The organism is Candidatus Curculioniphilus buchneri endosymbiont of Curculio glandium, from assembly GCF_964275155.1.
Lineage (GTDB): Bacteria > Pseudomonadota > Gammaproteobacteria > Enterobacterales > Enterobacteriaceae > Curculioniphilus > Curculioniphilus buchneri.
In genome coordinates, this window is record NZ_OZ193413.1 from 1,074,228 (window position 1) to 1,098,013 (window position 23,786).

The window sequence follows — 23,786 nt, forward strand, 5'->3', positions numbered from 1 at the left end:
ACATGTTAATATTGTACATTTAATGAACAAATTTTCCTGGCGGCAATAGCACGGTAGACCTACCTGATTCCATTCCGAACTCAGAAGTAAAATATCGTAGCGCCGATGGTAGTGTAGGGTTTCCCTATGTGAGAGTAGGACACTGCCAGGTCACTCATTATAGTTAAAGATTAAAACTTAAGATAAGAGCCATAAAATATTTAAAAACTTTTTCAAATTTATGTATTTGGTAGTAGGTTGATTATATTAATCAATAAATATTCTATCTCAAGATAAGATCTTAAAAGATTTTTAAAAAAATGGTGCGGTAGTTCAGCTGGTTAGAATGCCGGCCTGTCACGTCGGTGGTCGCGGGTTCGAACCCCGTCCGCACCGTCATTTTCTTTCTTTATATCTCTTTGTTGATAGAATTTGTAAAAATAAATTATACTGATTTATTTTTACTTAGCTAATTTTAAATAATGGCAGTTTGAAAAATCACTTGATTAGCTTTATGCGTGTATTCATTTAGCGTATCAAAATTTAAATAACGATAAGTATCTAAAGTTGTTTCTGTGTTGGCTAGCATCATCATTTGTAGTAGATACTCTTTTACAGTAGGCAAGCGACCCAATAATGCTGTAATAGCTGCTAATTCTGCAGAAGCTAGATAGACATTAGCACCATGACCCATACGGTTAGGAAAGTTACGGGTAGAAGTAGATATTACTGTTGCGTTATCAGTAACTCGTGCTTGGTTTCCCATACATAATGAACAACCAGGAATTTCCATTCGTACATTGTTCTGATTAAAAATGCTATAATAGCCTTCTTTAATTAACTGCAGGGCATCCATTTTAGTTGGTGGTGCCATCCAAAGTCGAGTTAATAGTGAACCCTTATGATTTTTTAAAAGTTTACCCGCTGCTCTGAAATGACCTATATTAGTCATGCAAGATCCAATAAAAATTTCATCAACTTTAATATTTTCAAGTTCTGATAACATACGAGCATCATCAGGATCATTCGGTGCACATAAAATTGGTTCACAAATTTTAGCTAGGTCAATCTCAATTATTTCCACATATTCAGCATTTGTATCTGCTTCTAGCAACGACGGACTAGACAACCAATTATACATTTCTTTGATTCTTCGTTCTATGGTACGACGATCTTCGTACTTTTCTGAAATCATCCATTTTAACAGCACAATATTGGACTTCATGTATTCAATAATTGGTGTTGAATTAAGTTTTATAGTACAACCTGCAGCAGAACGTTCCGCTGAAGCATCTGCTAATTCAAAGGCTTGTTCTATTTTCAATTCTGGTAATCCTTCTATTTCTAAAATTCGACCAGAGAAAATATTTCGTTTATTTATTTTTTCTACTGTCAGAAGACCTTGTTTAATTGCATAATACGGAATTGCATGTACTAAATCACGTAAAGTAATTCCAGGTAACATATTTCCTTTGAAACGAACCAAAACTGATTCTGGCATATCTAACGGCATTACTCCAGTAGTAGCAGAAAAGGCTACTAAGCCAGAGCCTGCCGGAAATGAAATGCCAATTGGAAACCGAGTATGAGAATCACCGCCTGTGCCAACGGTATCTGGTAATAACATACGATTTAGCCAAGAATGTATGATTCCGTCACCTGGACGTAGAGAAATTCCACCACGATTTATAATAAAATCCGGCAAAGTATGATGAAGCTCTATATCTACAGGCTTCGGATAAGCAGCAGTGTGACAGAAAGACTGCATTACTAGATCAGCGGAAAATCCTAAGCATGCCAAATCTTTAAGTTCATCTCTTGTCATTGGACCGGTAGTATCTTGAGATCCTATAGAAGTTATTTTGGGTTCACAATACTGACCTGGACTAATGCCTTTTACACCGCAGGCTCGACCAACTATTTTTTGTGCTAAAGTATAGCCTGTATTATTAAAAATAATGTTTCGAGAGCGTTGAAAACTGGTTGTTAAAAATGGTAATTTTAGAGATCTTCTCGCACGTTCAGTCAAATTTCGACCAATGATTAGTAAAATACGGCCACCAGCGCGCACTTCATCTATAAGAACATTGGTTTTCAAAGAAAAAGTAGCAAGTAGTTTGTTACGATTGTGATCGTATATCTTTCCTAAAAATGGATAAATGTCAATGACAGAGCCCATCTCAAAATTAGAGACATCTACTTCTATTGGCAATGCGCCAGCATCTTCCATAGTATTAAAAAAAATTGGTGCTATTTTACTGCCTAATACAATCCCACCACTACGTTTGTTTGGTACATAGGGAATATCATTTCCCATGAACCAAAGTAGGGAATTAGTCGCAGATTTTCTTGAAGAACCTGTACCAATGATATCTCCGACATAAACCAGTGGAAATCCTATTTTTTTCAACGTTTCTATTTGCTTTATAGGACCAATAATTCCTGGTTTATCTGGAAAAATACCGTCACGAGTATTTTTAAGCATTGCTAATGCATGCAATGGAATATCTGGACGAGACCAAGCATCAGTCGCTGGGGAAAGATCATCAGTATTTGTTTCACCGACAACTTTAAAAACAGTAACAGTAATTTTTTCTGATAATGATGGACGGGACGAAAACCACTCTGCTTCAGCCCAAGAAGATATGATTTCTTTAGCATATAGATTACCAGCTTTAGCTTTTTCTTCAATATCGTAAAAATAATCAAATATGAGTAATATATTTTTCAGCTTACGAGCGGCAATAGGAGCCAATTGCTCATTATCTAATACTTCTATTAAAGGTGCAACATTATATCCACCTTGCATGGTACCGAGTAATTCAGTAGCTTTTTCTTTTGTTACTAATAAAGAATGTGCTTTTCCTTGAATAATAGCTGCTAAAAAACTAGCTTTAATATAAGCTGCTTCATCTACTCCCGGTGGTACACGATACGTTAATAAATGTAATAAATAGTCCTTCTCACCGTCTGGTGGCATTTCTAATAACTTCACTAAAGACATCATTTGTATAGCATCGAGAGGTTTAGGGACAATACCTTGTGCAATACGTTGAGTAACATGCTTACGGTATTTTTCCAACATGGCATGCTCTCCTCAATTTTATTATCGTAGAGAATTAGTTTCTATGTATAATTTAACAAAATTTGATTATTAAAACATAAATATGTGATGTTTTTTAAAAAATGCATAATTTTCAGATAAAGAAAAATTTGGTTAACTATATTGTTAAATTAGTAGTGCATAATAATACCTACATACGATGTATGTTATACCATGAAAAGTATGGTAACCAGCACTAGGGTAGTAGTATCCTTCTATTAATTAATAATATCTACATATTATTTTTTAAGTTATTTTGTCATATCGTGAAGTAAACATTATTTAAATGTATTTATTAGCAATTAGGTTAATTTATAATATTTAATTTTCAACTCGTAGCTCTAGTTACCAAGAACACACTTATGCTAATTAGAAAAATTAATAATATTTAACTATAAATAATTATTAAATCACTATCGTATGAGCATAACCAATAAAAAAATGACAAACAATCTTCAAGAAAAATAAATATTCTTATTTGATGAACGGATATCTGCTTATATTCAGATGAATATAGTAATTAAATGAATTATAATTCAGAATAATTGACATTAAGTTTTAACATTGTTCTAAAAATATAATTTTTTAAATGTGACGTATCTACAAAATAGAATCACTAAAAAAAACGTTATGAAACCAGCTAATGATTTTGATAATTTTAGTATTAATATAAAATTATGTCTATAATGTGCAATCCATTACTAAGTTTAATACACAAAAAATGATGTATAGTGATTTTAGAAAAATTTTTTTAATGGCATTGATGCATGCGAGTTAATATATATTAAACATGTTTAATATGTACCATCTACTTGTTTTTAACCATTCTTATATATTTAAATTTTATTTAAATAATAGCTTTAGACTAAATTAATCTTTATTGGCGAGAATTTTTTTCTCATATGCAAGTCCTTGTTCTTTATTGTACTGATTTTCCCATTTAGCAATCACAAGCACTGCCAACGCATTGCCAACTACATTAAGTGCTGTACGAGCCATGTCTAGAATACGGTCAATACCTGCTATAAATGCTAAACCTTCTAAAGGAATACCAACGCTACCAAGCGTTGCTAACAGCACAACAAAGGATACTCCCGGTACGCCTGCAATACCTTTGGAAGTAACCATCAACGTTAATACCAGTACTACTTCCTGACTAAGAGATAAATTAATACCATAAAGCTGCGCAATAAAAATCGCAGCAATACTCTGATATAGAGTTGAGCCATCTAAATTAAATGAATATCCAGTAGGAACAACAAATCCGGTAATTGCTGCCGGTGCTCCATATGCTTCCATTTTCTCAATGATACGTGGTAATACACTTTCTGAACTAGCAGTAGAAAAAGCTAAAATTAGTTCTTCTTTTAAAATGTAAATTAAGGTTACAATACGTAGTCCGCACACTCGTGCAACGGCGCCTAAAATTACCAAAGCAAAAAAGATAATGGCACTGTATACTAAAATCAAAAGCTTGGCTAACGGCAAAAGCGATGAAAAGCCAAAAGTAGCTACAGTAACTGAAAGAAGTGCAAAAACTCCTACTGGAGCATAGCGCATTAGCATATGTGTTACTTTGAACATAGTATCTGCTGTTGCCTTAAAGAAGGCTAATAATGGAGCACGAGTATCGCATGGTAATGATGATAAACCCAAACCAAATAGAACAGAAAAAAAGATAATTGGTAACATATCTCCTGCAGCCATCGCAGAAAAAATATTAGATGGAATAAGCGATAGAATAGTCCCTATTAGACTATGATCTCCAAATTGCACTTCAAGTGCAGTCTGTTTATATTGTGAAATATCTACCATGGCTAGCGTTGACATATCGATTCCATAACCTGGACGAAATATATTAGCAAGGGTAATACCTAGAAGAATTGATAATGTAGTAATGAATTCGAAATAAAGAATGGTCTTCAATCCTATACTTCCGAGAGTTTTAGCATCGCCAATACTTGCAATGCCTACTACTAATGTAGTAATTACAATAGGTACCACAATCATTTTGATCATGCGGATGAAAATGTCACCAGCTGGTGAGAGAAAATTAGTAATCATCCAATCACGCGATGTTTCTTGATTATGTAATAATGCCCCAAGTAAAATACCTAAGATTAATGCAACAATAATTTGCCAAGCCAATTTTATTTTTAATTTTTTCATAACAGTAATAATTTCCATACGTTACTCATTTTTGAAAGACATTACTTTCTTCGAAAGACATTGATTATTTTCGTTACTCGATTTATTTCTATCTGTTTTGATTTACATAAATCGGAAAATATTTAAAGTTATGCCATATTTTTGAAGTAATTTCATGTTTTCTTACCTTTTAGTACATTATTGGAATATTTCTATTATATCTAAAATAATAATATGTTAATTTTTTGATTTTCAGTTTAATATATTACGACGATTATATGTATAATTTAAGGGTCAAATCAATGATAAACATAGCTGAAATACACAATAAAATTATTAAACGTGTTTATATCTTAATCTAAATGATCGTATATTTTTAATATATATAAATTTATAAAGATAAATAAATCTTCTTTAAAAACATTGATCAAAACACTACAGTTATATTATGACAACAGTAAAAAAGATACTAGTTGCTTTTTTAATAAGGCACGTTTCTACATAATTTAGACAAGTTCCTTTATAAAAAGCAATACCTTAAACTTTAAAAAAAGTAACTTTAAAAAAAGTAACTTTAGGTTTGATCTAATATCGTCGGTATTTATAGTCGAATAGTAAAGAACAGGATAACAATGACATAATCATGTCATCAAAATGTAAATTTTCTGTATTTTCCATATATAATGGTATTTGTTGATATATCTGTTTATTACACGCTATAACAAAAACAATTTATTAAAAAATATGGTAATTTTCTTCTATAGTTAATAGACTATTTAATAGTAGGATCAGTATTACTATATATTACGTTTATGTCACATATTTCATATATTATCGTTGTTAAAAATAGTTTATATGCAAAAATTTTTTACAGATTCTATGATCATGGTTAAACATGACAACAATTATTAATATAGAATATAGATTGAAGATATTGAATATTCAAAAAAACATCTTAAATAAGATGTGATGATACATTGCAATATCATAATAATTCAATTAATCATCCGGTGATAATCTTTACCTATTTATCATTAAAATTGATAAGATACATACTTTTAAAAAGATACACTCCATTATTACTTCAATAAAAATTAATTTTATTGAATTTATTGAATATAGTTAACGAGTATTTATATTGATAGAAATACTTAATCTGAATGATATCAATATCAGTAATAAATATAGGCATAGCATGTTATGTAACATGGCAGCTTTTTATCACGATTAATAATCGTGTTGTGCATTATGCAATTAGTAAAATATTTAATTTATCTTTATTTATGATCGTAAGGTGTCAATACGTATTAATGTAAGTACTATATAATCTTTATATTTATATGAATCAGTCTAACTAGATAATTAAGAATCATTGATGTGTGTCAATGATACCTGTTTTCAGGTATATCTTCAACTAATTTTTTAATTAGAAACGTTACGTTATTGAAGTAATATATTCAATTAATTTTAATTAAAAAAATATACATGTAAAAAATTATTTAGTAAATATATAATTATCGAGGCATAATGACTCTATCATGAAATTAGATCTAATAGATTGCTTATTATCAATGTTTTATATTATAAATTTAGCTACCTGATATATACATATCATATCATATTAAGCATTTCGTCATATGACGTTTATATATAATCAAAGATTACTTATAATTACTATATTATTAGTAAATTTATATTTACGAAAGTTTAATTAAAAACCGCTAATTTTATTGCCTTAATGTTAATAAAATATTTTTATACTTAATATTATAGACTGAGACTGTTATTTCCCATTATATTACATTTCAATTAAAGAAGTCTAATCTAATCCAAAATTTGACTTTATACTAATATTATAAAATGATAACGCTATTGTGATAGTACCAAATTAATTTAATATCTATTAATATTACTTGCATTGATGTTTTTTAAAATAAAATATATAACGTGTTTGTTAATCTGAATTTATTATATTAAATAGGCTTCATATATTGAGTTAATGATTATTAAATATGTTCTAACCTTTAATTGAATTATATTGTATTGTAATATGCTTTATAATATTTTTTTGAATAGGAAAATAACTGTGATAATAAACACTACAGAACATAATGTATATGTTATTACGAACTTGTTACTTTACTGATTATGTATTTCTAGACCTAAATTCTTTCAAAGATCACTTTAAAATGTTTTAAGTTGATCGCTGTTTGATTCATTAGTTCTGGACTAATATCCGACATACTAAATTATATGCAAATATGATTAATTAATTTTACAATTATTTTACTATCAATGTTTTTATTTTATTATTATATAGGATATATAATAACATAATGCTCATATCGCGGTTTAAATATTTTCAATTATTGGATTAAAGGTAATTATATGTATTCATAATGTTATATAAATTAATATCGCTTTCTATGACATTAATACATAAAGAAAAGCATATTTTATAAAATTTTTATAAAATATATCTTTTTACTTTTAGAAAATATCTATCATAGACAATCTTAAATTATAACTAATCTAGCAGAGTGAAATTAGAAAGTTATATAAAAAAATAAACAGTGTTTCTTACTTATCTAATTCTGTTCATATTAATCAAAATTAATAATTAAATTTACATACTACTAAAATTTTACATATATATGATAATAGTCAATTTATTAATAATTAGCACTAATAAAATTGTTTAAATCTTTTTAACTATATCCGTGTCAAGTAATGTGTTTATTAATTAATTTAAACAATGCTTTTCATATTGTGTCTTATAGTATAAGACTATACTTACAGTATTATAGCATCCGGTGACTTCAATAAATATATTACAATTTTCGAAAATTTTTAAATTTTTAAAACATCATTTTTACTAGCCTTTATAAAAAATTATTTTTTAAACACTATGTATTATCTTATAATACTCCTACATGCTCAGTATTTAAAATCAAAATACGAAATTTTATTAAAATATTGAAAATAAAAATAAAATTGTCTAAATTTAGAGTTAAAATTTAAAAGAACAAAAAAATATTTTTAAATTTTAAATTTAAAAGACAAAAATTATTAAAATAAATTTAGTGAATTTTATTTAAAGGGTGTATATAAGAATATAATTTTCTTGTATAAAAAAGTATTTAATTATGGTAAATACCATTTATTTTAATATATACGTTGTCAATTTCCATTAATTTCCTTTGTAAAACTAGATAATAAAATCTTTATTTCATGCGATTAAATTACTCTAAATATTTTTAGATTATTTATAAAGATATCGAGTTCTATGCTAAGTATATACTCTAGCACACAACTTAAATAGTTCGAACGAAAAATTCATCGGAATATTTCATTCGACAAAAGTTGCTGGACAAATATTTGAAATAATGCATATATTTTATGTGCTTAGACCACGAGTATCAACACCTCTATAATACATTTGGTTAGATATTATGATTTTAATTACCTTCTATGATAAATTTTCAAATCATAGAAAATACCTAAATAAAATTATGAAAAAATGTTTTTCTACACCCTTAACCAGTCTGATTTGGTATACATTGTTCAGCCAACACACACTGGCTAATGTAACGAATCAACGTTTAACGGATAGCTCAACGTACTCTGATCCTTTAATTAACAATGATCTTAATGCTTTGCCAATGTACATTCAAGCTGACAAAATTCAGATCACTTATCCAGAGAAATCAATATTTTCCGGCAATGTTAACATTCAACATGGAAACAGTATATTAAAATCTGATCAAGTATTACTACATCAGCAACAAGACGCTAACGGTAAAATACTAGGCACTATAAATGCTATAGGAAATATTAGTTATTTCAGCAATGAAATTTTTTTTCAAGGTTCTAAAGCCTGGTTAAATCTCAATAATAAGGATTTTGATATTTATCAAGGTCATTATCAACTAATAGGACGTCAAGGTCGTGGAAGTGCCAAAATTATAGAGCAACGTGACAATAAGCGCTATATAATTCTTAAAAAAGGCACTTTTACTTCTTGTCTACCAAATGATAAAGGTTGGAGTTTAGTAGGCTCCAAAATAATTCATGATCGTCAAGATCAAAGCATCAAACTCTGGAACGCACGATTTAAAATTGGAAAAATATCAGTTTTCTATATTCCATATTTAAAAATACCTATAGGAGAAACTCGCCGATCTGGTTTTTTAAGTCCTTCTATGAAGTATAGAAGTGAAAATGGTTTTGAATTTAGTACCCCATATTATTTTAATTTATCACCTCACTATAATTCTATGATTATACCAACGTATATGATCAAACATGGCATAAAACTTGCCAATACATTACATTACGTAATTATGCCAAGTAAAGGATTAGTGAAATTTAACTGGTTACCTAATAAGAAAATTTATCGCAGATATCATAGTGATGATCACAATCACTGGTTGTTCCATTGGAAACATGATGGCATCGTAAATAAAGTTTGGCGTATTAATGTTAATTACACTAAACTTAGCCAATTCAGTGACTTTAATGATCTCAATGTTAAATATACAAATATTGACGAATATATTATACAAAAATTAATTTTTGGTTATTCCAATAAACATTGGGATACTGTTCTGTCGTGCAAACAATTCCAAACACTAAATGCTAGTAAAATTAATTCCTATCATTCTGTCCAACAACTCGATGTTATTTACTACAAAAATTATCTTGGTCCTTTTGATATAAAAGTATTAAATCAAATTACTAAATTTAATAGCTTAAATAATAATGTGCCGCTATCCGTCCAATTATATATTGAACCAGAAATAAGGCTACCATTAGCTAATCATTGGGGTCATTTAAACACTGAAGCAAAAGTAATAGCGGCACATTATTGCCATCATAAGCATATAGATAATTATCACAATACCACTAAAAAACATCACCATATTATGCAGCCAATTAACTATATTTTACCAATGTTAAAAACTGATGGTCAAATAATCTTTGAACGTAATATAGATACAGGTTATCTCCAAGGATACAGACAAACTTTAGAACCATGGGGGCAATCTATGTATGTTTTTTTTCAAAATCGAAATATTTCCAACCCTTATAATTTTGTTAATTTACAAACTGATTACTATAAGTCCTTATACAATCGATTTTATAGTACCAAATTAAGCCATATTATACCTTTCTCTACACTATCTAGTGGTGTAACCACACGAATTTATGACAATCAAAATATTGAAAAATTTAAAATATCTATTGGTTTAGACCACGATATTTTTAAGACCGGTAATTGTCATATTATAAAGTCCTGGAATCAATATAATAATATTAATAATATGATGCTATGGACAGAAAAAAGTTACCTGCATATTAATAATCGATGTGGGATACGTAGCAATTTGCAGTATAATGTGCGTAATCGTAATATGCTTATCGGCTACGCAATGTTAGAATATAGAAAAGATGAAAGTCACATCATTCAATTTAATTACCGCTATGCCAGTTCACAATATATTCATCAAATATTATCCGAAGCTATGCATAATGGTTATCGACAAGGCATAGATCAGTTTGGAATTACTAGTATCTGGCCCTTGTCTAATCATTGGTCTCTAGCAAATGTATGTTATTATGATAATAAAGCCAAACAACTAGTAGAACAACTCATTAACTTACAATACAGAACCTGCTGTTGGTCGATAAATTTTGGTTATGAACGACAGCTTGCTAAATGGAAATATACTGGTAATTCTTATAAATATAAGAACAGAGCATCATTTAAGATTGAACTGCGTGGTTTGACAAAAATACCTGACTTAACATCAGATAGTATTCTAAATACCGATATATTACCTTATCAATGTGCTCTTCAATTTTAAGATTTAGGTAAGAATAGACTAAAATTTTGTGTATTATTTATAACAGATATGAATAAATTTAAAAAATGTATCTTCGGATTTATCCTAGTTGTCCAAGCTGTCATTGCAGCGCCATTAGTTTTGGACAAAATAGTTGTTATAGTAAATAACAATATTATTCTGGAAAGTGATGTTAAAAAGATGTTTAACATAGTAAAACATGAATTCCAACAAAAAAGTCATCAAATGCCAGATGATATACAGCTACGTCGCCAAATTATCAATCAGTTGATTATGGATCAACTTCTTTTACAAATGGTTGAATATGCTGACATTAGTATCAGCGATCAACAGCTAGATCAGGTTATCAATAATATTGCTGCTCAACATAATATGAGTCTTGATCAACTACATAACCGCTTAGCTTGTGAAGGCATAGAATATGAAACATATCGATCACAAATTCGTAAAGAGATTTTAATTGCTAAAATACGAAACGATAAAGTTAGTAGTCGTATTGCTATCATGCCACAAGAAGTAGATTCTCTGGTAAAACAAATTACCAAAAAGACACATGCTAGTACTGAATTTAATTTAAGTCATATTTTTATTCCATTGCCTGAAAATTCGTCTCAAGATCAGATAGAAAAAGCAAAATTACAAGTTGATTGTTTGATAGCGCAGCATAAAAACGGCGAAGATTTCGGTAAATTAGCAATGTCTTATTCTGCCGATAAACAAGCACTACAAAGTGGCTATATAGGCTGGAATAAGTTAGAAGAACTGCCATCATTGTTTGTAACCTATTTAGAACATGCTCAAAAAGGTAATTTAATTGGTCCAATTCGTTCCGGTGTTGGATTTCATATTCTTAAAGTAAATGATATTTATGGCGGTGAGCCAAAAGTTAATATTACGGAAGTGCAAGTACGCCATATTGTATTACGTCCTTCAATACTCATGACTCACCATCAAATTCTTTCTCAACTTAAAGATATATCTAATCAAATTAGAAACGGTCATATTACTTTTACCACTGCTGCTAAACAGTTATCTGACAATTTATCTTCAACAGATTTAGACATGGATTTAGAATGGCACTCTATCGAGAAGTTCGATCCAGAATTACGTAACGTTTTGATAAACTTAAAAAAGAATGAGGTCAGTGAACCAATTCATGCATCTGATGATGGGTGGCATTTAATGCAACTAATTGATATCCGTGATGTAGATCGAACTGATTCCATGCAAAAAAATCGTGCCTACCGTTTATTATTTAATCGTAAATTTGCAGAAGAGAGTCAAATTTGGATGCAAGAACAACGTGCATCTGCATATATCAAAATTTTTGATAATAGTAATGAATAATGATTATCGTATTGTTATTACTCCTGGCGAACCCGCTGGAATAGGTCCTGATATTGTCATTTTATTGGCCCAACAAGCATGGTCTGTAGAACTAGTAGTTTGCGTTGATGCTAAACTTTTGATGGCACGAGCCAAGCAATTATGCTTACCGTTACGACTCCATCCTTATCAACCTTACTATCCGATTACACCTCGTCCAGCCACTGAATTAACAGTATTAGACATTGCTTCCTCTGCTCCAGTAAAAGCAGGACAACTTGATGTTGCTAACAGCGATTATGTCTTAGCTACTTTAACTCGAGCTTGCGATGGTTGTTTATGTGGTGAATTTTCAGCATTGATTACTGGGCCTGTTCACAAAGGTATTATCAACGAATATGGTGTTCCATTTATCGGGCAAACCGAATTTTTTGCAAAACGTAGTGGTAGTAAAAGAGTAGTAATGATGTTAGCGACAGAGTCGATGCGCATAGCGCTAGCAACGACACATTTACCCCTATTATCAGTACCAAGTGCTATTACTTATCAATCACTTAGTGAAATAATTACTATCTTAGTGCATGATCTTGATCAAAAATTAGGTATTATACAACCTTGTATCTATGTTTGTGGACTTAATCCTCATGCTGGTGAAGGAGGTTATATAGGTCAAGATGAAATAGAGGTCATAATACCTACTTTAAATGCATTACGTGCTCAAGGCTATAATTTAATCGGTCCACTACCCGCTGATACTTTATTCCAACCAAAATATCTACAGTATGCAGATGTAGTCCTAGCTATGTATCACGATCAGGGATTACCCGTGCTTAAATTCCAGGGGTTTGGTCGAGCAAGTAATATTACCCTTGGACTTCCCTTTATTCGTACATCTGTAGACCATGGTACAGCTCTAGATTTGGCTGGTTCACAAAAAATAAGAGTTGATAGTCTCCAAATAACTCTTTCTCTAACCATCAATATGGTAAAACATTTTAATGAATAATCTTGTGTGTCGAAAACATTTTTCGCGTAGACGTTTTAGTCAGAATTTTTTGTGTAATAGTGGCGTGATTGCATCTATTGTTTCTGCCATTCATCCACAACCTGACCAGGCAATTATAGAGATTGGACCTGGTCTTGGAGCTCTTACTAAACCGATTGTAGAGCATTCTGAGCGTATTATAGTAATTGAACTTGATCGAGATTTGGCCTCTTATTTATCTACTCATCCTTTTTTGCGCTCCAAGATTAATGTACTTCAACAAGATGTTATGAAAGTTGATTTCGCTGCGCTATATGCTAAATTAGGTCAACCATTACGGATTTTTGGCAATTTACCTTATAATATTTCTACTCCGCTTATGTTTCATTTGTTCAAATATACTCATGTCATTCATGACATGCATTTTATGCTACAAAAAGAAGTAGCTAACCGACTAGTAGCAATACCAAATAACAAGGCTTATGGCCGTTTAAGCATATTAGCTCAATATCAAACTCAAATTATTCCAATTTTAGAAGTTTCTCCATCTTCCTTTAATCCTGAACCGAAAGTTGATTCGGTGGTAGTACGGATTAAAAATTATACTACTATGCCTTTTCCGGTATGTGATTTTACTAAATTATCCATGATTACTAGTTTAGCTTTTCGTTGTCGTAGAAAAGTATTGCGTAACAATTTAGGTAATCTTTTCAGTGTGCAACAACTTATGCAACAAGGCATTGATGCATCTTTACGCGCAGAAAATATAAGGATTGAACAATATTGTCGATTGGCTAATCTTGTATAGAAAATACAAGTAATATATTAACTTTGCTTGTAATAAAAATCGTGTTGTTGCGATTAAAAACAGTCTTTCGATTTATAATCGTTTCTTTATTATATTAATAATATCAATAACTTATAGTCTTTAACAACAGTAAAAATATTTATACTAGATATCTTAAATGAATATTTAATCTAGTTTTAGATTAAACTATTAATGATAATATATAAAAAATATAGATTATTATATCTTAACACTTATTTATTGCTCAAATTGTAAATATATTATGTCTACTTATTTAATTGGCGATATTCATGGATGTTACGAAGAATTTAAAATAATGTTAGAAACAGTTCGTTTTAATCCAGCAATAGATAGATTATGGTTAACTGGTGATTTAGTTGCACGAGGACCAAATTCATTAGAAGTTCTTCGTTTAATACGAAATTTAGGTCATAGTGTACGAATAGTGCTAGGAAATCATGATTTACATTTATTAGCAGTTCACTTTGGAATAATCCAAAATCAATTGGAAGATTGCATTACGTCGTTTTTAGAAGCTCCAGATGCTAATGAATTAGCTAATTGGCTTCGCTACCAACCAATGTTGCAAATAGATAAAGAAAAAAAATTAGTGATGGTACACGCTGGTATTGCACCACAGTGGAATATCAATATAGCTCAGTTGCGTGCTCGTGAAATTGAAATAGTATTACAAAGCAATGATTACTTACTATTTTTAAATTCTATTTTTAGAGATCATTCAAAACATATCAAACAAAAAAAGCTAAATAACTTAATGCGTCTAAAATTTAGTAATAATGTATTTACTCTTATGCGTTATTGTTTTCCTAATGGTCAGCTTGAGATGCACTGTAAAGATACGCCTAGCAAAGCACCGCGTTTTTTATATCCCTGGTTTTCTTTGTCTGGATCTGTATTAGAACAACACTATAGTATAGTATTTGGCCATTGGGCTACATTAATGGGAAAAGGAACGCCTCCAAACGTTTACGGGCTAGATACAGGTTGTTGCTGGGGAGGAAAATTAACCTTGATGCGTTGGGAGGATAAACAATTTTTCCATGTACCTTCATTTAAACGATTTTATCAACCTAATATTAAAACATTCATTATGCCTGATAGTAACCATTATTCATAATTCATAGTCAATTAAATAACGTCAGTAACTAATAGAACTAGAAAATGTTGAAATATCTATCAGATAATATGACAATCAATAGCGTTCAAGAATTTCAAAATAACAACTATAGATATTTTTTTTATCAGCACTATGGAATTTATTAAAAGTAGAATACCATTCATTTCGATTGAAATTAGGAAACCAAGTATCACCATCTACTTTAGCATTGATATGAGTAAGATATAGTCGCTTAGCTTGTGGAAAAAAAATTTCATAAATTTGACCTCCGCCTATTATCATTACCTCTTCTACATGTTTTACCATGGCTATCGCCTGTTCTGAATTAGTAACCCAAGTTACATTTTGTATATGATCGTTAGGATGTCGGCTCAGAATAATATTCCATCTTCCTTTTAACAATTTACCGATAGAATTAAACGTTTTACGTCCCATAATAATGGGTTTATTAAGCGTATGACATTTAAACCAAGCCAAATCTACAGGACTATACCAAGGTATAGTATTCTTTTTACCGATTACACGATCAGTTGCTATAGCGGAAATTAGGCTAACAATCACACATTTCCTTAATAAAAAAATTCTTTTGAAGAATATCAAATAAAAAAATGTTTAGAACATTTATTCTACATGGTTTAATATAACTTGATTATTGTACTATAGCATATTTATTTAATTCTTAATTATATTAAATTCTTAATTATATTAATAGTTGTATTAATTCTAATTTTTACTTGATATTCATCAATATAGTAATCTTACTATCAAAGATCAATATATTGATTCAAGAATCAAAAAAATCAGGATCTTATCCTGTATTATATGTCATTAAAGAATATCTATTAAATAGATCAATGATCATCCATGATGTACATATTCATGTATTTTAATAAATCACCACCCCCAACTTAAAATAGTTTTAGGATTAGATCCTATCTAATCCTAAATCAAGAAGTTTTGGATTAAATATAAAATTAGTAGTATAATTAAATCTCTCAAAGAGGTAGAAAATATTGCATTAATAGTTTTAAAGAAGTTATCTATAAGAATATAGACATTTTCAATTTGACTAATTTTTCTAACTATAAGTATATAAAAAATAAAATAATTTTACATTTAGACTAATGAGTTACTAGCTTTGATATATTAGCTAGTATGTTTCATTTTAATTCTAGTTTAGATCACATTATTTTTAGATTAAATAACGAATAGTAAGTGATTAATTTCAAAATATACTTGACAATATTTTTATTATATCATAATCCATTCTTAACACTTTAATTGAAATATTGTCAAAATTAGAAATTGATTAATATTAAAATATAGCCTATATATCAAGGTATAAGAATTTCACTAAAATTGAGCATATTAATATAGAATAATAATGTAATGTGATTTTATTATATAAATATGTACTATTCTGAAATATAATGCATAACGCATTAATCGTAATTGTTAGAAAAAATTATTCAATCACATAGGAAGTAGTGGCTCTGTGCAAAGACTTAGTATATAATATGTTATTTGTGATATATGTGGCTCGTATTTCGTTAAGCCTAATGTTATGCCACAAGCAATAGCGTATGAGCCGTTGCTTGTATGTATCCTGTTCTTTATTGAATTGAAAGGTAATATTTATGAATCTATTTCCTCGTTCTCATGGTCCGATTACTGGCCGTGCTAGTAATATAGTACAGTCATTTATGACACAAGTATATGGTTGGATGACCTGTGGATTGTTGTTAACAGCTTTTGTTGCATGGTATGCCACTAGCACCCCAGCAATACTGCAATTGATTTTGTCTAATCAAATCATTTTTTTTGGTTTAATTATAGTTCAGTTAGCGTTAGTATTTTTTATGTCTAGCATAGTTAATCAATTAAGCGGTACGGTAGCCACTTCATTATTTATGCTTTATTCAGCATTAACTGGATTGATGTTATCTAGTATTTTTGTACTTTACACCGCTGCTTCTATTACTAGCACATTTATTGTGACTTCCGGTATGTTTGGTGCTATGACAATATATGGCTACACTACACAACGAGACTTGAGCAGTATCAGTAATATTTTATTTATGGCACTAATTGGCATGATACTCGCATCTTTAGTAAACCTTTATCTAAAGAGCACTGCATTCATGTGGGTAATAACTTATATTGGAGTAGTAGTGTTTGTTGCATTGACAGCTTATGATACTCAAAAATTGAAAAATATGGGTGCACAGCTGTCATTAGATAATGAAAATCAATTTCGTCAGCATGCTATAATTGGTGCTCTAAGCTTATATCTAGACTTTATTAATTTATTTTTAACACTATTGCGTATTTTCGGAAATCGTCGATAGTAGAAAAACAGGTAGAGTATTTTAATAGATTTGAAAAGATAAGGAATTTCCATTCTCATTAAAACATTGTCTTTTTGATTGATATATTGTTTAAAGAAAGAAGTTTATTCTACTAATAATAATGTTTAGAAGCATCGATAGATGCTTCTAAAGTTTTAAAAGGATATACAAATCCATTATGTGTTAAAATGTGTGAATTTTAACAATACAATGATTACCCGCACTATATTTATCCATTTTCTGTTCATATTTCTGTTCATAATATCCATAATATCATAGAGCACAAAATGTACTTCATGTGCTCCCAGTATTTTCAATCATTATGATAATATTTTCAGTCATTTTAAATTATCTAATTATTTAATTCTGAGTGTTTTTTTTAAAGCATATAAATCATTTAATTTTAATTTACAACAAATTTTCATTTTGTAATAAAAAACGGACTCGATCTAAGTCTTTCTGTGTATCCACACCTGAACCAAATGAAGTATTTATCGTCACTACATGGATTTTTTCTCCGTACCATAAAACACGTAGTTGTTCAAGCGCTTCGATTTTTTCTAAAGAACTGACGGGCCAATTTACATAACGACGAACAAAATTAGCATGATATGCATAGATTCCTACATGACGCCAGAGATTACGATGATAATGGCAACAACTACGGATCGTTTCTGTATAATCTAAAGGAATGACAGAACGAGAGAAATAGAGCGCATGACCGTGTATATCAATAACTACTTTTACTGCATTAGGATTTACTGCTTCCTCTACAGTTAGGAAAGGCACCGCTAATGTTGACATACTAGACATAGTACTACCAGTAGCCAAATCATTCGCTACTTGTCGAATAATGGTTGATGGCACTAAAGGCTCATCTCCTTGTAGATTCACAATAATTTGATTATCAGAGAATCCGTAAAGATTAATCACTTCTTCCAAACGCTCAATTCCAGATTGGTGACTATGGTTAGTCAAACAAGCTTCACCTCCAGCGCGCTTTACTACATCCATTACACTGCAATGATCAGTAGCAATGATCACTTCATCAGCACCAGAATTTTGTGCTATTTCCATGACATGTATCACCATAGGTTTACCGTTAATATCTGCTAATGGTTTACCAGGCAACCGACTAGAATCAAAACGAGCAGGAATAATTACAATAAAATTCATTAAATTTTTTCATTTAAAATACGTGCTTCACTTTTAAGAAGCACGGGAATACCGTTCCGTAACGGATAGGCCAACGCATCTAACTTACAAATTAATTCCTGTTGTTCTTTATTATAATAAAGTTTATGTTTACAAATTGGACAAACAACTATTTCTAGTAAGCGACTATCCATTTTTCCTCTCCAAAGGACCTTTACATAAAAAAATAAAAATAAAGCTATCATAAAGACCACAAATCTGGAAAATTCTTTTAAATAATATAGTAAAATACATTGATATTACCGAGCTAATATATAACTCTAATACAGTTTTTTAAACATCCTTCATCATACTTACATTTTCTGATTTTGCACATATTATTGCTTTTTCTATAAGTATAAGTAATTTTTTTTCTGCGCAGGTAGGTAAAAATGCATCGACTGGTAAATACCACCAATGAGCTCGTGCAAATGAACCGCACTTGACAGCATCTTTTTCTGTCATTAATAAGAATTCTTGTCGTGGAGTTAATTCATCAAGCATTTTTTGTTTATAATTTTGGTGATCAGAAAAACTTACTTCCCGTATCGGAGTCACACCACCCGCACGTACCGTAGCAAAAAATCGAGATGGGTGACCAATACCAGCCATTACTACTACCGGAGTCAGATTGGTAAGGGCTAAACGTTCACCACTATATAAATTGATTGGAATACCTGCTTGAAGTCGCATTTGTAATTCACCAGGCTTAGCATTGCCACCGTTAACAATAATGCCATGAACTGTTTTTAGACGATTAGCACATTCTCGCATAGGACCAGCAGGAAGACGCCAGCCATTTCCAAATCGATGATCACCATCAATCACTACTAATTCAATATCTCGTGCTAATGCATAATGTTGCAAACCATCATCAGATATCACGATATCTAAAGTATGTTTCTTAAATAAAGCTGCTACTGCTTCAGTACGCCGGGGTGATACCGCTACCGGTACGCCAGTACGACGCCAAATTAATAGTGGTTCATCGCCGCACTGATCGCTATTAATACATGCATTCAGTAAAAGTGGATAGTATGATGAGTATCCACCATATCCTCGTGATACTACTCCAACTCGCCAACCACGTTGCTGTAGTATTTTGACTAACCACAACACTAGAGGTGTTTTCCCGTTACCTCCAACAGTTAAATTTCCTACGACTACTATCGGAAATGGAAAATGATGAGTTTTTTTCCATCCATAATGATAACTAAATCGAATGAGTGTTGTGATAAGTCCATATAACCAAGAAAATGGAATTAAAAAGTAAAATGGAGAAGTATTAGACCAAATGCGTTGTGTTTTCATTGACTAACTGCAACCGATATAGCTGTGCATACACAGCTTGGAGAGCCATAAGTTGCGCGTGATTTCCACGTTCTACAATTTGACCATTGTCTATTACTAGAATTTCATCAGCGTTTTCAATAGTAGATAATCGATGAGCTATAACTAAAGAAGTACAATTGTTTTTAATTTTGTCAAGAGTTTTTTGAATAGCTCGTTCAGATTCAGGATCTAGCGCAGATGTAGCTTCATCAAGAATCAGAATAGGACAATCACGTAACAGAGTTCGTGCAATGGCAATGCGCTGGCGTTGACCACCAGAAAGCAATACACCATTATCTCCTATGATAGTATCTAATCCTTTGCTCATTTTATCAATAAATTCCATGGCATCAGCCATACGAGCAGCTTTTTCAACTTGTGCCCTAGAGTATTTATCTTTATCTTTTCGAGCATAAGCTATATTATTAGCGATAGTATCGTTAAATAGATGAATGTTCTGAGCAACTAAAGATATCTGGTTGCGCAATGAAGAAAGTTTATAATCACGTACATCAATTTCGTCAAGCAGAATTTTTCCTTCTTTAATATCATAAAATCGTGTTAGTAGGTTAGCAATAGTTGATTTACCTGATCCAGAACGACCAACTAATGCTACAGTTTGTCCCGCTGGGATACTAAAATTGATATTTAATAGAGATGGCATGTCCTTACCTGGATAGAAAAAAGTTACATGTTCGAAACTAATCTTACCTTTAACACGTTTTATTTCTATTATTCCTTTATCTTTTTCAGTTTCCATGTCGAGAATAGAAAAAAGTGTCTGACATGCAGCCATGCCTTTCTGAAATTGTACATTAACATTGGTTAATGATTTTAAAGGTCGCATTAATGCAATCATAGATGAAAAAACAACAGTGATAGTACCCGGAGTTAAAGTGTCTATGACAGATGGAAAACTTGCAGCATATAATACGAATGCTAATGCTAGCGATGCAATAAATTGAATTAACGGATCAGAGACTGAAGAAGCTGTTACCATTTTCATCCCTTGTTGTCGCAGACGATTACTAACACTGTTAAAACGTTTCTTTTCTACTTTTTGTCCACCAAAAATTAATACTTCTTTGTGTCCTCTAAGCATCTGTTCAGCACTAGTTGTTACCTGTCCCATAGATTTTTGTATTCGCTTACTAATTTGGCGAAATCGTTTAGATACTGAACGAATAGCGAAAGAAACGATAGGTGCAATCACTACTAAGACAAGCGATAATTGCCAACTGTAATAAAACATCATAAAGAATATACCGATTATAGAAGCACCTTCACGTACCACTGTAATGAGTGCTCTAGAAGATGACGCCGCAACTTGTTCCGAATCGTAGGTAATGCGTGAAAGTAATGTGCTAGTAGATTGCTGATCAAAAAAAGAGACTGGCATATCCATCATATGATTAAATAAACGACGCCGCATGTTCATTACTACTTTTCCAGCAACCCATGCTACACAATAGCTGGAGATAAATCCACTAATACCACGTATTACCATTAAACTGATAATAGCTAATGGCATCCAAATTAGAATATGACTATTGGTTTTACTAAAACCATCATCAAGAAGTGGTTTTAGCAATGATAACATAAAAGTATCACTGGCAGCATTCAAAACCAAGGCAATTGTTGCTACAATTAAACCTGATTTAAAAGGAGCAATCATTGGCCAAAGGCGACGAAAGGTTTGCCAAGTAGAAAGATCGTTATCGTTTAGCATTTATTTACCAATGGTGAGACTAAGATTGCTATCTATTTTACCTAATTTAATATAGCAACACCAAGTGCTTGATCGGAACGAGGGCGATTTAGTGTATTCACTAAGCGCATTGAATTTAAATTGTATTATATGATAAAATACTATAACTACTGAGTTGTTATGTATTGCATTCTGTTATTCCTATACAATAAAATATTGACAGTACACTCAATGTTATTTTTTTAAAGTGTTTAACCTATCCTCGACTAGGATATTATATAATTTCTAGAATATTTCATCGTTAAGATAATAGTTTAAAGTAGTCGAAGAAGATATGAAATTTAGTAATACATATTGAAACAACATGAAAAACATGATGGAATCATAAGTGTTTAACTAAATATTTATTTTATTACCTTTATACTTTCTTAAATAATTCAATCTTCCATTGATCCCAATGGAAATACAATTCATGACTTAGTACGATTAGTTTAAATATCCACTTCGTGAGATATTAATTGTAGTTATTTATGTAAAAATTGATTTGTTAGTTTATATGCCAATTAATAAATGTACATTACATTTCCCGTTAGCAAGTTTCATGAAGAGATATGCTTGATTGAACAATAGCTTTTAATTTTTACCACTTATATAATGAATAGTTTTAATGTGAAAAATAACTTGACCATATTCATTATAACATGTAGATTAAAGGTAAGAAAATTGTGAATAACATAATTTAATGCTATTAATTTCATCCTAAAATTGAAACAATATGTCTATTATTTTACATTATCGGAACTAAAAAATTCGATATATGCTAATTCCCGATTATTTTGTACCCACGGCTATTATCGATATTGCAATTTATTTAGTTCCTGAACTTTAATGATTCTGAAGTGTTCATTTATCAAACTTATTTGAAATAAGATCAAAATAATGAAAAACCATTATTTTTGAATACATTGCATCCTAAGTAACATAAAATTATTTAACCAAATTGGTTGATTATAATGTGGCGAGTATGCATGCAATCGTACTGATTATAAACAAAGTATATAAAAGTGTATATTAACTGTATCATACTATTAATTATAGTATTTTTAAGATAAAAGTCTTATTTAAAGTTTCAACAAATGATTGTAATATAAAAGTTACAATGAATTCATTCCACATACATTAAAAATTATTATATTTTATGTTATATTCAATAGTTATAAACATAACTACTTTAATTTTAGATATATAAACATCGGTATCCTATAGGATACTAGGTATCAATAGAAAAATTAAATAGTAAAAACTACAGTATTTAATTGAAGAAAAAGAATAGAGAAAATTTTTCTAGGGAATCATCACGGTTTACAATCACTAAAACTAAATACTTTTACTTAACGAATAATCTTATGAATTTAGAATATGATATCACTATCATTTTCATTTGCTTGAATGCTACATAAAACAACTGAGTCTTAGAAGACTCAATCTGTTTCTTTTTTTATTTGCACCAAATACTGGTTTTTGCACTTTTAATAAACTTACAGCATGTAATTATTTAGACAACATGATTAATAAATAAATGAGATAAAATTATCGCAAACTTACATCAATGTTAAGTTTGCTGTACCTTTTTAGACATAATTAAAAAGGCTTTGTTTATTTATTATAAATAAGCTAACTTTAAGTGTTATATTAGCAATATAACAGTAATATTACATGCGTAGTGATAACCAATCAATTCATCAATTTTTTAATGTCATTTTTTATATACGAAAAATTTTCGTTTATACATATCCGTAAATTGTATATTGTTATCTTGCACTTAATAAACTTTATTTTTCAAAGTTCTG

At 30.3% G+C, this 23,786-nt stretch carries 13 protein-coding genes, 1 tRNA gene and 1 rRNA gene; 8 read left to right on the top strand and 7 right to left on the bottom strand.

The genetic code is table 11. The features are described from left to right. The first annotated feature begins 35 nt into the window (after positions 1 to 35). Positions 36 to 151: ribosomal RNA gene (gene rrf, locus ACICP0_RS03290) — 5S ribosomal RNA — on the top strand. A 150-nt stretch (positions 152 to 301) separates the two neighbouring features. Continuing rightward, positions 302 to 375 (top strand) — tRNA-Asp (locus ACICP0_RS03295). Between the two features lie 79 nt (positions 376 to 454). On the opposite strand, the gene acnB is transcribed toward ACICP0_RS03295, so the two are convergent. Both acnB and gltP read right to left on the bottom strand, forming a co-directional pair. Beyond that, a complete protein-coding gene (acnB, locus tag ACICP0_RS03300) occupies positions 455 to 3,064 on the bottom strand; it encodes a bifunctional aconitate hydratase 2/2-methylisocitrate dehydratase (protein WP_395479892.1) in 2,610 nt (869 codons plus the stop codon). Positions 3,065 to 3,952: 888 nt separating this feature from the next. Continuing rightward, positions 3,953 to 5,251, bottom strand: coding sequence for a glutamate/aspartate:proton symporter GltP (gene gltP, locus ACICP0_RS03305; RefSeq protein WP_395480267.1), 1,299 nt, complete (start codon positions 5,249 to 5,251; stop codon positions 3,953 to 3,955). Positions 5,252 to 8,742: 3,491 nt separating this feature from the next. On the opposite strand from gltP, the gene lptD reads away from it, so the two are divergent. From lptD to apaH, 5 genes are all read left to right on the top strand, one after another. Then, entirely contained in the window at positions 8,743 to 11,097 is a 2,355-nt protein-coding gene (lptD, locus tag ACICP0_RS03310) for an LPS assembly protein LptD (protein ID WP_395479893.1), read from the top strand. Positions 11,098 to 11,145: 48 nt separating this feature from the next. Further along, positions 11,146 to 12,444 carry a peptidylprolyl isomerase SurA gene (gene surA, locus ACICP0_RS03315; protein ID WP_395479894.1) on the top strand — a complete coding sequence of 433 codons (1,299 nt, stop codon included), beginning with the start codon at positions 11,146 to 11,148 and terminating at the stop codon, positions 12,442 to 12,444. Further along, entirely contained in the window at positions 12,437 to 13,429 is a 993-nt protein-coding gene (gene pdxA / locus ACICP0_RS03320; RefSeq protein ID WP_395479895.1) for a 4-hydroxythreonine-4-phosphate dehydrogenase PdxA, read from the top strand. The genes surA and pdxA overlap by 8 nt, the downstream gene beginning before the upstream one ends. Next, positions 13,422 to 14,216, top strand: coding sequence for a 16S rRNA (adenine(1518)-N(6)/adenine(1519)-N(6))-dimethyltransferase RsmA (rsmA, locus tag ACICP0_RS03325; protein WP_395479896.1), 795 nt, complete (start codon positions 13,422 to 13,424; stop codon positions 14,214 to 14,216). The genes pdxA and rsmA overlap by 8 nt, the downstream gene beginning before the upstream one ends. 262 nt (positions 14,217 to 14,478) lie before the next feature. Beyond that, entirely contained in the window at positions 14,479 to 15,354 is an 876-nt protein-coding gene (apaH, locus tag ACICP0_RS03330) for a bis(5'-nucleosyl)-tetraphosphatase (symmetrical) ApaH (RefSeq protein ID WP_395479897.1), read from the top strand. A 75-nt stretch (positions 15,355 to 15,429) separates the two neighbouring features. On the opposite strand, the gene folA is transcribed toward apaH, so the two are convergent. Next, positions 15,430 to 15,915, bottom strand: coding sequence for a type 3 dihydrofolate reductase (gene folA, locus ACICP0_RS03335; RefSeq protein WP_395479898.1), 486 nt, complete (start codon positions 15,913 to 15,915; stop codon positions 15,430 to 15,432). Between the two features lie 1,076 nt (positions 15,916 to 16,991). Between folA and ACICP0_RS03340 the strand changes: the two genes are divergently transcribed. After that, positions 16,992 to 17,702: a Bax inhibitor-1 family protein gene (locus ACICP0_RS03340; RefSeq protein ID WP_395479899.1), complete on the top strand. Its 711-nt coding sequence runs from the start codon at positions 16,992 to 16,994 to the stop codon at positions 17,700 to 17,702. A gap of 408 nt (positions 17,703 to 18,110) precedes the next feature. Here ACICP0_RS03340 and kdsB read toward each other — a convergent pair whose 3' ends face one another. The 4 genes from kdsB to msbA all read right to left on the bottom strand — a co-directional run bounded on the left by kdsB (position 18,111) and on the right by msbA (position 21,957). Further along, complete coding sequence (gene kdsB / locus ACICP0_RS03345; protein ID WP_395479900.1) at positions 18,111 to 18,878, bottom strand: 3-deoxy-manno-octulosonate cytidylyltransferase; 768 nt, start codon at positions 18,876 to 18,878, stop codon at positions 18,111 to 18,113. After that, positions 18,878 to 19,051 (bottom strand): Trm112 family protein, encoded by a 174-nt coding sequence (locus tag ACICP0_RS03350; RefSeq protein ID WP_395479901.1) that lies wholly within the window; start codon positions 19,049 to 19,051, stop codon positions 18,878 to 18,880. The genes kdsB and ACICP0_RS03350 overlap by 1 nt, the downstream gene beginning before the upstream one ends. Positions 19,052 to 19,190: 139 nt before the next feature. Next, positions 19,191 to 20,207 (bottom strand): tetraacyldisaccharide 4'-kinase, encoded by a 1,017-nt coding sequence (gene lpxK / locus ACICP0_RS03355; RefSeq protein WP_395479902.1) that lies wholly within the window; start codon positions 20,205 to 20,207, stop codon positions 19,191 to 19,193. Beyond that, positions 20,182 to 21,957: a lipid A ABC transporter ATP-binding protein/permease MsbA gene (gene msbA, locus ACICP0_RS03360; protein ID WP_395479903.1), complete on the bottom strand. Its 1,776-nt coding sequence runs from the start codon at positions 21,955 to 21,957 to the stop codon at positions 20,182 to 20,184. Before msbA ends, lpxK begins: the two co-directional genes overlap by 26 nt. Positions 21,958 to 23,786: the final 1,829 nt, after the last annotated feature.

Bases quoted from the DNA above. Each gene is read 5' to 3' on its own strand.
- ACICP0_RS03340 (WP_395479899.1), top strand. From the start codon at position 16,992: ATGAATCTATTTCCTCGTTCTCATGGTCCGATTACTGGCCGTGCTAGT.
- rsmA (WP_395479896.1), top strand. From the start codon at position 13,422: ATGAATAATCTTGTGTGTCGAAAACATTTTTCGCGTAGACGTTTTAGT.
- lptD (WP_395479893.1), top strand. From the start codon at position 8,743: ATGAAAAAATGTTTTTCTACACCCTTAACCAGTCTGATTTGGTATACA.
- apaH (WP_395479897.1), top strand. From the start codon at position 14,479: ATGTCTACTTATTTAATTGGCGATATTCATGGATGTTACGAAGAATTT.
- msbA (WP_395479903.1), bottom strand. From the start codon at position 21,957: ATGCTAAACGATAACGATCTTTCTACTTGGCAAACCTTTCGTCGCCTT.
- kdsB (WP_395479900.1), bottom strand. From the start codon at position 18,878: ATGAATTTTATTGTAATTATTCCTGCTCGTTTTGATTCTAGTCGGTTG.
- surA (WP_395479894.1), top strand. From the start codon at position 11,146: ATGAATAAATTTAAAAAATGTATCTTCGGATTTATCCTAGTTGTCCAA.
- pdxA (WP_395479895.1), top strand. From the start codon at position 12,437: ATGAATAATGATTATCGTATTGTTATTACTCCTGGCGAACCCGCTGGA.
- lpxK (WP_395479902.1), bottom strand. From the start codon at position 20,207: ATGAAAACACAACGCATTTGGTCTAATACTTCTCCATTTTACTTTTTA.
- ACICP0_RS03350 (WP_395479901.1), bottom strand. From the start codon at position 19,051: ATGGATAGTCGCTTACTAGAAATAGTTGTTTGTCCAATTTGTAAACAT.
- gltP (WP_395480267.1), bottom strand. From the start codon at position 5,251: ATGAAAAAATTAAAAATAAAATTGGCTTGGCAAATTATTGTTGCATTA.
- acnB (WP_395479892.1), bottom strand. From the start codon at position 3,064: ATGTTGGAAAAATACCGTAAGCATGTTACTCAACGTATTGCACAAGGT.